This is a genomic window from Candidatus Brocadia sapporoensis (genome assembly GCF_001753675.2).
Lineage (GTDB): Bacteria > Planctomycetota > Brocadiia > Brocadiales > Brocadiaceae > Brocadia > Brocadia sapporoensis.
Genome location: NZ_MJUW02000029.1, coordinates 16529 through 27732, shown reverse-complemented (window position 1 = coordinate 27732; position 11204 = coordinate 16529). Strand labels below are relative to the sequence as shown.

Sequence of the window (11204 nt, the reverse complement as noted above, 5' to 3'; positions counted from 1 at the left end):
TCCCTTCGGGATTACAGAATCAATATTTTGTTCACTCATAGGGTTTGTGAGCGAAAGTACGCTGAATAGTTACTGGTATATTATCTTTACTGCGTGTTACTATGTTTTTAAGGTCTTTGAACGCAAGCAGATGGAATGAATTGGTAAAAAATAATAATTTTGACTATCTCAATCGTATGTGATATATTCCCTCCGATAAGGAGCAAGGAATTTATTCCATAGTATTCACAGGTATTGAGAAAGGAGGTATATGAAATCAATGGCGCTAAAAAAGCATGCTACGAACAAGCTTGTTTTAAGTTCCTTTTTCAAAATAATTACCATTGATGGAAAGACAGAACAGGTGACAACAAAGGTGAGAAGGACACTTTTTTTTGATGACGAAGATAGTTTTTCCTTTTCTAAGATAAAAAATGTAGAGGTTACAAAAGAGATTAAAGAATCAATACCGAACGATTATGTGCGATACCTCGTATTATTAAATTTAGCAAATGGAGAAAAAATATTAGTCGATGAAATTGGTGAGTCTTCCCGTCGCGGCGGAATCAAAGAAATGAAAAACCTCGGGAAAAAAATCAGCACAATTACAGGCAAAACGCTGAAAATGTTCGAGGATTAATTGCTCCACTTTTATAAATTCAAAGGATAGTAGCAAATCAAATTTATTTGTCGGAGGGTATTGTATGCAATTTGCGAAATGGTATCTTCCCATACTCGTTTTTGTCATATCGGGAATGCCGGCGTTGAGTGGTGCATTCGATATACAATTAACACAAGAACAGATTGAAGAGGCAAAAGAGTATGGTGCAAAATATAAAGGGAAGGAAATTTTTAACAGTCCTGTTGTAAAATCAGCCTGCTTTGGTGAATACCCAAAAGGAGATGGAGGACTGGTTTTAAGTAAATATATTGAAATTGCAGTTACCTCATCCATGCAGGCAGCGAATAATATGCGTATGACTTCAGATGAAATTAGAGAAATCGAGAAATCTACGGCCATGAAACTTGTTGTTGATGTTTCAGAGATTGTTGAGAACCCTGAAGATGTTGAAGTGTTTCTCGTACAAGAATCAAATACGATACTACCGCTCAAGTATGAATTTGGCAAAGAAAAACGCGTAGTTCAGGATGTCGTTTGCTTTTTCCAATATGAAAAACTAAATCCTGGGGTAAAAACAGAAATCATTATAAAGACCGGGGATCGTCAGAGAAAATATAAAATCAATTTCTCCGCAATAAAATGACGATAACGCATTAAAAATTGATAAACATTATTTATGTAAGAGGCCGTATTATGAAATTCAATATATGGTGGCTGGGAATAGTCGTTGTTACTCTATGCGGGGTGCCTGCACGGTCTCATGCATTTGATATTCAGTTAACGCAAGAACAGGTTAAAGAAGCGAATGTGTATGGCGCACAATACAAAGGGAAGGAGATTTTTGAAAGTCCTATAGGAAAATCTGCCTGCTTTGGTGAATATCCCGGCGGAAACGGAGGATTCATTATGAGCAAATATATGAGGATTGCCGTGAATTCTGCTATGAGGGCGCTAAAAAACGAAACCCTTACACTACAGGATTTAAAAGAGATTGAAACATCAAAGACATTCAATGTGATTGTGAGTATTCCAGAAGATAACGTTCAAACCCCGGAGGATGTTCAGATTATGCTTATACAGGGGACCAATAATATTCTGCCGCAAAAAACCGAGTTTGGCATGAAGTATAAAGATAAAAGGCAGGGCGTAATTGGCATCTTTTCCTATGACAAAATCAATCCAAAAGCGAGTACCGCCATTATTGTCAAGGCAGGAAATGACGAGAAAAAATTTAAAATCGATTTTTCTGATGTAAAATGATTACGACCATAGAAAATAAACAGACAGGTCCAAAACGGACATTCAGAGATAAGGTATTTGATTACTCCTGCCAAAGAATTGGCAAGGAGAGAACGAAGTTTTTCTTTAAATTATATGATCTCGCCAGGTTTGACCTTTTTGGTAAACCGAAAGGTGCAATTGGCTCAATTGACATTACCAACCGTTGTAATCTGCGTTGTAAACATTGCTACTTCTATGCACACGACTACGAAGAAAAGCCTGAGCTTACCGATAATGAATGGATTGAAAAACTCGAGAGTTTGAAGGAGACCGATTTCCCGTTCTATCAATGTTCCTGGATTGGAGGCGAACCGCTCCTAAGAAAAGATCTTATCGAACGAGGGATGAGATATTTCAAGTCAAACCTGGTAGCTACCAATGGTACGATTGAATTGCCTAACTGGCCTGATGTAAATTTCTATATATCGGTGGATGGCAGGAAGGACATGCACGATGCCATCCGGGGAAAGGGCTGCTATGATAAGATAAAAAAAAATGCAAACAGACCAGAACTCAAGATTCATGTTTCTATGGTAGTTAATAAGATGAATTATCAGGATATCGAGTATTTTATTGAAGAATGGAAAGACCGGGGCGTTCGTGGATGTCTATTTCAAATACATACTCCGATAAAAGGATTGAAGAACGATAGTCTTTGGCCGGGATGGCAATTACGTGATGAAATATTAGATACCCTGCTGAGACTCAAAGAAGAAAAATACGGTGATTTTATCGGTGTACCAAGCCTTATTCTCAAACTTATGAAGTCTGACAGATGTAAAGAGATTACAAGGAATTGCATCTTCAAAAAGATGTCTTTTTGTTTTGATCCGCAGGGTCAGATCAAAAAGCCCTGTATGATGGGTCCGCTGGCAGACTGCCTTCGATGTGGGTGTGTGCTCCCGTTTCATATGTGGGCGCTTGAAGACAAATGGCTTATGGCAAGAGAGCTCCTTATGTCTCTGAAACATAAAATAGGAAAGAAAGTCCGCCCATAAGCTTTCAATCATTCATCGTAGTTTCTCGTTTCTCTATCCAGGTTTAATCCTTTGCAGAGTGCCTACCCAATGGTTGAAATTCCTTCCCTTTGCTTTCAAAGAAGTTCTTAACAAACCAGTCGGATTCTTTCATCAGGATACTACCGAGGATAGCGCTGAGCAAAACATAGACACCGGTAAGCGATTTTACAGGATACGGCACGTTGGTGTTCATCGCAATCGTACCTGCCAGAATGATGGAAAACTCCCCCCGGGGAATAAGGCTGAAACCAAGTCTTAAACAAGCCCTTTTACTCAATGCATATTTCTTACCGACAAAATAACCTCCAAAAACCTTACTGAAGGAAGAAACGACAAAGATAAATATCCCGATAGGGATGAGGCTTCCCGCATGTTTATAGTCAATGGACATTCCGAATGTGACAAAAAAAATTGCCGTAGAGAATTGTTGAAAAGGTTTGATTGCCTCTGAGATCCTGTGTCGTTGCCTTGTTTCTGATAGCAAGAGTCCGGCAAGAAACGCCCCAATTGCCTCAGAAAGTCCTATTTGAGATGCCGCACCTGCGGAAAGCACAATAATCGATAGAATTAGAATGATGAATAATTCCGTATGTTCAATATCAACAACCTTATCAATAATTTTTTTTGCAGTCCTGGAAAGTATAATAAAGAATAAAAAGAATGCTGCGGTCTTCAGCATTACAAGAAGCATTCCCTTTGTATCTATGTGTCCGTAATTGACAACACCGACAATACATGCAAGAAACGCAGCAATAAACATATCTTCAAAAATCAGGATATTAAGGATATATTCCGTTTCCGGATTTGCTGAACGTTTCAAATCAATGATCGATTTAGCTACAATTACAGAACTCGTCACATAAATAATCCCTGCAAACAAAAGGGTTTGGATTAAATCATACCCTAATATCCAGCCAAGAAACATGCCAAGGGGAAAGTTAAAAAGCAGGTCATAAACTCCATTAAAAAATATCTTCCGTTGGTTATTTACCAAACTGCCAACCGAAAACTCAAGCCCGAACATAAAGAGCATAAAAATGATACCCAGAGTAGCAATAAATTCTGTGATGATCGTGACAGGAAAAAAATTCTGAAGGATCATGCCCACCACAATAAACACAGCCGTCAGGGACTGGTTGACCTTGGTAGCCAGAAAACCGGCAAAAAATAGGGCAATAAGGGAAATGCCTAGTGACAATACACTTTCATTGACGATCATTTTCTAAGCGATGTTTGATTTCAAAGGTGGATATAAAATTTTTTATCTGATCGTTGCCTCCTATGATAATAATGGTATCCTGCGGTTTAATGATTTCGCCGGAATGGGGATTCGGTATCACCGATTCACCCCTGATAATGGTGGTAATGGACACCCCCGTTTTTTTTCGTATATCTAACTCTTCAATTCTTTTATTGGCTAGCGCTGAATCGGGTGCAATCTTTATCCATTCCATCGTTGCATTCTTCATCGTCAACTTCTGCGCTTCTTCAATAACCGGCTGAAAGTATGTTCCGGAGAGTATAGCGCCAATCTGACGTGCCTCTTCATCCGCGAGTGTGGTAACAGAGGCTGGTTCGTCGTTGTCCTGAATAAATTTAAATACCTCTCTCTCGCCTGAAGAATGAATTACAACAACCAATTTATCGCCTGAATCCAATTCCAGGGTAAATTTTTTCCCGATTCCTGGCAGCTCGCTTTCCTTGATTTCCGACATAAACAACCCCTTTCATTAAAACGCATTCTCCCTTTTCTGAACAAGAAAACGTCTATCACCGTTTCCAAGCAATGGATTGATATTACGTATTCCACAATCAATTGTCAATCTATTTTAGACGTCCCGGCAAATCATCGATATCCAATATCCTTGACTTTCATTCCTGATTAATATAATCTTTTACTGGTATCTCCGCGATTGAATCCAGGAAGGGAAAACATATGAACGAAGGGCTCATTCTCGTAAATACGGGTGAAGGAAAAGGCAAGACTACTGCGGCACTTGGACTTGGTCTTCGGGCGGCCGGACATGGCATGAAGGTGCTCATGCTTCAGTTTTTTAAGGGACCATGGCCTACCGGAGAATGCGCTGCCGTAAAACGACTTGAGCCTGATTTCAAAATCGTCCAGTTGGGACAGGGATTTATCAGAACACGGAAAGAGGAGCATTCTAAGGCAACCATTGAAAATGCACAGGTATCCTGGGACCGTGCAAAACAGGAGATCTTTTCTGATTTTTATGATATCATCATCCTTGATGAAATTAATAACATGATCTACCATGGACTCGTATCTGTTGAGGAGGTAATTTCCGTATTAAAAGAACGACCCAAAAGGCTTACCGTAATCCTTACCGGGCGCAACGCTCATGAAAAAGTCATAGAAATGGCTGACACGGTCACTGAAATGCGGGAGATCAAACATCATTACAAAAGGGGAATCAATGCCCAAGAGGGTATTGAATTTTAGTCCATAAGGGCACGATGTATCATGTCACTCCGTTGGAATTCCTGAAAAGGAAATATTATGCCAGAATCCAAATTGCAGGTAATATTGTTACGCTACACACCCGACCCGGAAGAAATAGCTGCCCAGGCAGCCAAACTCTGTTATAGCCCTGTATCTATTGACAATTTAAAGAAACAGATTGAAAATAAAAATCAGTCAGCCTTTATCGATAAGTTAATTGACATGCGGCATCTCTCGCCCATCGAACATGCTATCTTTACGTTTGGTGTAGAAGGCATTTCCCGCTCTTGCTCTCACCAAATAGTACGGCATCGTTTAGCCTCTTATTCCCAGCAGAGCCAGCGATACGTCGGGCAACAGAGCAAGGATGGTGTGGGGTTTCATTTTGTTGTTCCGCCGGGCATCGAAAAAGCTGGTAAAAAATCATGGTTTATTGAAAAGATGCATATTATACAGCAATGGTATGACGAGCTGGCAGAAGCGCTTGAAGATCAGGGAGAGGGCGCATTTGAAGATGCCCGCTTTTTATTACCTAATGCTGCAGAAACCAAGATCCTTATCACCATGAACGCACGCGAACTGCTACACTTTTTCCGGATGCGTTGCTGCAACCGTGCGCAGTGGGAGATAAGAAACATGGCAACAGAGATGCTCAGACAGGTAAAAAAAGTTTCCCCGCACATCTTTAAAGATGCAGGTCCAGGCTGTGTAAACGACAAATGTCCAGAGGGAAAGATGACCTGTGGGAAGATGAGTGAGGTGAGAGAACGATTTAAAAATCTCTCGTGAAAAATTTATCGTCATAAACCATTGCATCTATGAGGCACATTCCGGCAGCGGCAACAACACTGCCACTTACATCCTTTAGCTCTTTACCATCTTGATTGTATAGAAAGTTTCATTTTATTTAAGCGAGCTACAGGGTGGCATGGACAAACGTGTTTGTCCATGTTGTTTGAATATGCACACGGATTTTGGAATATCACACTGACAAACAAAGTTTGTCAGTGCCACCCTGTAGCCGAAGATATAATTTGACGGAAAAATCCGCCATTCCATTGTCCTCAGTACCGAAGCCAGCTATGGAGTCGGCGTGGGGGAAGGAGATAGTGTGGGCGAAGGAGTAGGCGAAGGAGTTGTCGCAGGTGTAAGAACAGGAGCAGGAGTCATGCTATTGATAAAGTTCAGAGCGGACAGCACATTCAGCTTGCCGTATCCATTCTTGTTCGTCTGTTTCCCTTTATTGCTTGCAGTTTGAAATAAGATATTTCGAACGCTAGTCGGATCTCCCTTCAATGAAGGATTCGCCTGCATCAACAATGCAGATGCTCCAGCCGCAATAGGGGTAGCCATGCTTGTGCCTTGAAGGCACAGATAGTCCGCAGGACCATAACCGTCATTAATTCCGTCGTTATCTATTACAAGGTAATCATATTCTCCCGGCCAGGAAATAATCTTATCCCTTGCGGAAATAACTCCCTGCCCTGGGGCGGCAATGTCAGGTTTTTTCGCTCCGTCAATTCTCGGTCCACGGCTGCTGAATGAAGAAATTTTACCGGCAGTCTTATCTTTACTATAGCGAAAAGTCTGTCCTTTGTAATTCTTCCATTTTGGCCGTGTCACATACGATGCAACGGCAATTGCATTATCCGCTATTGCTGGCGATCCAACAGTGTAGAGAGGATCTGCATTTTTAAAGGTCGTATAACCGTCAAAAGAATAGATGTGAAAAAACTGACGATGATCTGAATTGTTCACTACTTTCAAATAATAGGTGGCATGTTCGTAAATATAAATGTAATAATTATAGTAAGTCAATAATGCCTCAGTGCCCCTCGGGCTTTCTCCTTCCCGATCCTTGGTAATATTAGCTGGAGATAATTCCTTTTTGTTCACATCGTACAGGCTTAAATCAAGATCCCTGCTTTCACCCAGACTATCAAACCAGTTGAGATAAAAATAGAGTATTCTCCATCCAGGGCCCAGCTCGACCGGAATAAATTGTGTCTTCTTGTGAGCAGCAACCGTCCCTGAATAATGAATTTTGCTATCGCCATCGTTTCCCGCCGACATAAACAGTAATGCCCCCTCATTAAAGGCATAATCAACTGCCTGACACATTTCATCAGAACCGTCATGATAGGTGTCAAAACCACCATAACTCATGGTGATGATATCGGCATTATAGGTGTCTACAGATGCCTTTATAGCGGCAATAATAGCGCCATCAGAGGCGCTTCCGTCGGTATCATTTCCAATCTTCAAAAAAATCAGATCTGCACCAAAGGCCATCCCTTTGTATTTTCCATCGGACTGTGTGCCACGTCCCACAACGCTGCCTGTAACGTGGGTGCCGTGGGGTGTCACCTGATTGTCAATGGTGTCGTCCAATGTGGGATAATCTGAATAATCTTTAATCACTACCGGCGTGGGGATGTCGTTATGCGTTGTGTCCAGTCCGGAATCCAGTACCGCAATTCTAATGGAGCTGCCATCGTATCCATAGTCATCCCAGACATTGTCTGCGCGAATACTCTTTGCCGCCTTATCATTTTTAGGCGTTAGGATCCGCTCTGCCGTCTCGAGCCTGACGACATAACTTTTTGCCGCCAGATCGTACAGGCGATCTACCGGCATACTGGCAATGACATAGCCTGTGGGATGATTCCCAAGAGGCGGTATCCACGAATCCTCATATACGATCACCCCTATTTTCTCCAGAGATGCAACCTTCGAGGCGCTTAATTTTCTTTTTGCATGAATAAAAACTCGTTGCCGGTCCATTTTATCCGCTGCGGTCTTCATTCCCATCCTTTGCATGGCGCTTAATCTCTCAGGCCTGGGCTGCTCTATATTGCTTTTTCTTAGTTGAACCTGCATCTGCAACAAGCTGCTGATCTTTTTTTCTATTCTATTGCTCTTTTCCGTTTTACCTGTCATTTTGGTTAAATGCCCTGGCAGAATTAAGGGAACGTCTCCTTCGGGAAAAGCGGTGTTAAGAGATACAAGCGATATGGTAAAAAACAAAATAATCCTTGGCGACAAATACCATTTTTCCATACACATCCTTTTCATTTTTTTAATTGATTTGTATTGAAATTGTTGCGTTAATTGGATTGCCCGCGGCATCGGCTATTTTTCCTTCTTTACCGAGCCCCAATCTCCTTTCGCATGATACAGCATGTGTTATCAACTCCTCTTATTTTCCCTTTTGACTAAAAAACTTTTCGTAGGTTAACACATCTTCCTTGCTCCCAATGACGAGTGGCACCTTTTGATGAAGTTCGGTTGCCTGGATATCCATGATTCGTTCTCTTCCCGTTGATGCCATACCGCCGGCTTGTTCAACAATGAATGCAAGCGGATTCGCCTCATACAGCAATCGTAACTTTGGTTTTGGTTTTCCCGGGTCTTTATAATCCGCCGGATACAGGAATATCCCGCCGTAGAGAAGATTTCTATGGAAATCTGCCACCAGCGACCCAATATATCTCAGCGAGTAAGGCCTGCCGGTTAATGAATCATTTTCTTTCAGATAACTGACGTACCTCCGCGTCCCTTCATCCCACACATAGGTATTTCCCTCGTTAATACTGTATATCTTACCCTTTGGAGGAATTTTTATCTTCTCATGAGAAAGCAAAAACTCTCCAATACTGGGGTCTAACGTGAAACCATAAACCCCGTGTCCCGTTGTATATACCATCATGGTACTCGAACCATACACAATATACCCGGCAGCAACCTGCTCTGTCCCTTTTCTCAGGCAATCATCAACCGTAGCCTCTTTGCCGGTTGTCTTCCTTCGATAAATAGAAAATATGGTTCCGACACTCACGTTTGCATCGATATTCGAAGAACCGTCTAACGGATCAAACATCAATACGTATTTACCCTTGGGAAACTCGTCAGGAACAGGAACAACATCTTCGTTTTCCTCTGATGCCATAATGCAGAGATGGCCTCCGTGCTCCATAGACTTACAAATTCTTTCATTGGCATACACATCCAGCTTTTTAACCGCTTCACCGTGAATATTTACCCCACCCGTGAGACCTAATATTTCCGCGAGGCCTGCCTTATTTACCTCACGGGAAATAATTTTTGCTGCAATCGATAAATCCCATAATAGCCCGGTAAAATCACCAGTGGCCTGTGGAAATAACCTCTCCTGTTCAATAATATGGCGTTGAATGGTAATGCCCTTGCTTTTCTGCATTGCGAAGCTCCTTCAGCTCTTGATAATGTATCAAAGTAGTGTATTTTACCTTTCCAGTTATTAATGTCAACGATTATTCATACGCTATGCGCTTGAAAAGTATCAGGAAAATCCAGACTTCCCGGGAGGAAGATAGTTACCGGTGTAATGCCCTATGTGCAGGAAGAAACAACCTGAAACCGCCGGTCGTTTAAGAGATGATTCTCAGGGGTTACGTTTTTATCGCGGGCAACAGCGGGATCGATTTCTACAACCATTGCCTCAACCCGGTCCGGTGAGGCGCGGTAGAGGATTTCCCCTTTTGCCCCTATAATCTGGCTGGTACCAATAAACGCGAGCGTTTCCCCGGAACGGCTCTCCGATCCAATGCGGTTTGCAGTGACAGCAAAGACCCTGTTTTCAATACATCGCGTTATCATGGCCTGCGGACAGTAGGGAAGGACAAGGTTTGCGGGATGACAGATAATATCAGCCCCTTTTACGGCCAGATCTCGTGCAACTTCGGGGAAAAACCAGTCAAAACAGATCATGATACCAACCCGCGCTTTCCCGATATCATACACCGCTAACTCCCTGTTTCCTGGCTCAAACCACTGTTTCTCATGATAAAAAAGGTGTAATTTCCTGTAGCAGCCAATGAACCCCTGTGGCCCTACCAGGAGAGAAGAATTGTAACAATGCCCTTTTTCCTGTTCCGCCAGGCCGGCAACAATATAAACACCCTTTTCCCTTGAAAGAGCCATCAAGGCACGTGTCGTTTGCCCTTCAGGAACGTTCTCTGACAAGGCAAAAGCCTCTTCCCTTGAGGTGAACTGATAACCGGTATTAAATAATTCCGGCAGGACGACAAGGTCGGCATTCAGCGATTGTATCGCTGCCACGGCTTTATCGACATTCTCCTCTTTTTTCCCAAAAAGCGGAGAGGTTTGCTGAAATCCTATTTTCATCGCATCTCCTTAAGATGAAAGACAAATCTTCGTTCTTTGTTCAATGGGCTCAGGATTATCAAAATTACCTCTTCATCAGGTTCTACATAGTAATCCGGAAAGTCATACCGGCAAGTGGCACGATAGCCCGCTGCTAATCTGATTCCAAAATTGGCAAGTCTGGCATGGGTGTCATTTTGTTCGTTGACCGGCTGAATGGGTTTGTTTTTATACAATAATACCGCGTGATAATCCTTGGAGAAATCAGGTGAATTGCCATACAACACAACATGAAAGGATAAGATATCCTCTGTCTTCAGAAAGGAATGATAAATTTGTGCTTCTGTTAATTTCCTGGCAGACAGAGATGCCTGCTTTGCTTCATAAGCCAATAGGTTAAATTTGGTATTTAAGGCAGCCCATTCGTATCCCTCCTGCGATATCACTACCCACTCACCCAAGAAAGTCATATAGTCTAAATTGTTGTTCTTTTCGCCATATTCAATAGCCTGTTTGATTTGTTCATCAGACAAATTATAATAAATAGCGATTGCATCATGGCAAAGAACAAAAAAGAAACCTATTATCCAGAGAGGAACGAATTTATGCCGCATAATGCCTTACCGATCCTTGAAAGTTTCCTTGCAATCTCAATAAATATTTCCCTATAATGGTATCAGAAATTGGACAACAG

Annotated in this window: 12 protein-coding genes; 6 read left to right on the top strand and 6 right to left on the bottom strand. The window is 41.9% G+C overall.

The window, feature by feature from the left end; translation table 11 throughout:
* Positions 1-259 precede the first annotated feature (259 nt).
* From BIY37_RS02725 to BIY37_RS02710, 4 genes are all read left to right on the top strand, one after another.
* Positions 260-619, top strand: a complete 360-nt coding sequence (locus tag BIY37_RS02725) for a hypothetical protein (RefSeq protein ID WP_143299135.1) — start codon at positions 260-262, stop codon at positions 617-619.
* A gap of 64 nt (positions 620-683) precedes the next feature.
* The gene (locus BIY37_RS02720; RefSeq protein WP_070066307.1) at positions 684-1244 is read left to right on the top strand and encodes a hypothetical protein; all 561 of its coding nucleotides are present in this window, start codon (positions 684-686) and stop codon (positions 1242-1244) included.
* Between the two features lie 50 nt (positions 1245-1294).
* On the top strand, positions 1295-1861 hold the full coding sequence (locus tag BIY37_RS02715; RefSeq protein WP_070066306.1) for a hypothetical protein: 567 nt from the start codon (positions 1295-1297) through the stop codon (positions 1859-1861).
* The gene (locus BIY37_RS02710) at positions 1858-2880 is read left to right on the top strand and encodes a radical SAM protein (RefSeq protein ID WP_070066305.1); all 1023 of its coding nucleotides are present in this window, start codon (positions 1858-1860) and stop codon (positions 2878-2880) included. The genes BIY37_RS02715 and BIY37_RS02710 overlap by 4 nt, the downstream gene beginning before the upstream one ends.
* A gap of 43 nt (positions 2881-2923) precedes the next feature.
* On the opposite strand, the gene BIY37_RS02705 is transcribed toward BIY37_RS02710, so the two are convergent.
* Both BIY37_RS02705 and BIY37_RS02700 read right to left on the bottom strand, forming a co-directional pair.
* Positions 2924-4099, bottom strand: a complete 1176-nt coding sequence (locus BIY37_RS02705) for a cation:proton antiporter (protein ID WP_179129241.1) — start codon at positions 4097-4099, stop codon at positions 2924-2926.
* A 7-nt stretch (positions 4100-4106) separates the two neighbouring features.
* Entirely contained in the window at positions 4107-4616 is a 510-nt protein-coding gene (locus BIY37_RS02700; protein ID WP_070066303.1) for a cation:proton antiporter regulatory subunit, read from the bottom strand.
* 221 nt (positions 4617-4837) lie between these two features.
* Here BIY37_RS02700 and cobO point away from each other — a divergent pair, with 221 nt between their 5' ends.
* Positions 4838-5365 carry a cob(I)yrinic acid a,c-diamide adenosyltransferase gene (cobO, locus tag BIY37_RS02695; RefSeq protein WP_070066302.1) on the top strand — a complete coding sequence of 176 codons (528 nt, stop codon included), beginning with the start codon at positions 4838-4840 and terminating at the stop codon, positions 5363-5365.
* A 57-nt stretch (positions 5366-5422) separates the two neighbouring features.
* Positions 5423-6154: an FAD-dependent thymidylate synthase gene (gene thyX / locus BIY37_RS02690; protein ID WP_070066301.1), complete on the top strand. Its 732-nt coding sequence runs from the start codon at positions 5423-5425 to the stop codon at positions 6152-6154.
* A gap of 291 nt (positions 6155-6445) precedes the next feature.
* Here thyX and BIY37_RS02685 read toward each other — a convergent pair whose 3' ends face one another.
* The 4 genes from BIY37_RS02685 to BIY37_RS02670 form a co-directional block, all read right to left on the bottom strand.
* Positions 6446-8425: a S8 family peptidase gene (locus tag BIY37_RS02685; protein ID WP_179129239.1), complete on the bottom strand. Its 1980-nt coding sequence runs from the start codon at positions 8423-8425 to the stop codon at positions 6446-6448.
* Between the two features lie 139 nt (positions 8426-8564).
* Positions 8565-9584, bottom strand: a complete 1020-nt coding sequence (gene fbp, locus BIY37_RS02680; protein ID WP_070066299.1) for a class 1 fructose-bisphosphatase — start codon at positions 9582-9584, stop codon at positions 8565-8567.
* Positions 9585-9736: 152 nt separating this feature from the next.
* A complete protein-coding gene (locus tag BIY37_RS02675) occupies positions 9737-10531 on the bottom strand; it encodes a nitrilase-related carbon-nitrogen hydrolase (protein ID WP_070066298.1) in 795 nt (264 codons plus the stop codon).
* Positions 10528-11124 carry a hypothetical protein gene (locus tag BIY37_RS02670; RefSeq protein WP_070066297.1) on the bottom strand — a complete coding sequence of 199 codons (597 nt, stop codon included), beginning with the start codon at positions 11122-11124 and terminating at the stop codon, positions 10528-10530. The genes BIY37_RS02675 and BIY37_RS02670 overlap by 4 nt, the downstream gene beginning before the upstream one ends.
* Positions 11125-11204: the final 80 nt, after the last annotated feature.

Coding starts and splice junctions, on each gene's coding strand:
- BIY37_RS02700 (WP_070066303.1), bottom strand. CDS start 4,616: ATGTCGGAAATCAAGGAAAGCGAGCTGCCAGGAATCGGGAAAAAATTT.
- thyX (WP_070066301.1), top strand. CDS start 5,423: ATGCCAGAATCCAAATTGCAGGTAATATTGTTACGCTACACACCCGAC.
- BIY37_RS02675 (WP_070066298.1), bottom strand. CDS start 10,531: ATGAAAATAGGATTTCAGCAAACCTCTCCGCTTTTTGGGAAAAAAGAG.
- BIY37_RS02685 (WP_179129239.1), bottom strand. CDS start 8,425: ATGGAAAAATGGTATTTGTCGCCAAGGATTATTTTGTTTTTTACCATA.
- BIY37_RS02715 (WP_070066306.1), top strand. CDS start 1,295: ATGAAATTCAATATATGGTGGCTGGGAATAGTCGTTGTTACTCTATGC.
- cobO (WP_070066302.1), top strand. CDS start 4,838: ATGAACGAAGGGCTCATTCTCGTAAATACGGGTGAAGGAAAAGGCAAG.
- BIY37_RS02670 (WP_070066297.1), bottom strand. CDS start 11,124: ATGCGGCATAAATTCGTTCCTCTCTGGATAATAGGTTTCTTTTTTGTT.
- BIY37_RS02725 (WP_143299135.1), top strand. CDS start 260: ATGGCGCTAAAAAAGCATGCTACGAACAAGCTTGTTTTAAGTTCCTTT.
- BIY37_RS02720 (WP_070066307.1), top strand. CDS start 684: ATGCAATTTGCGAAATGGTATCTTCCCATACTCGTTTTTGTCATATCG.
- BIY37_RS02710 (WP_070066305.1), top strand. CDS start 1,858: ATGATTACGACCATAGAAAATAAACAGACAGGTCCAAAACGGACATTC.
- fbp (WP_070066299.1), bottom strand. CDS start 9,584: ATGCAGAAAAGCAAGGGCATTACCATTCAACGCCATATTATTGAACAG.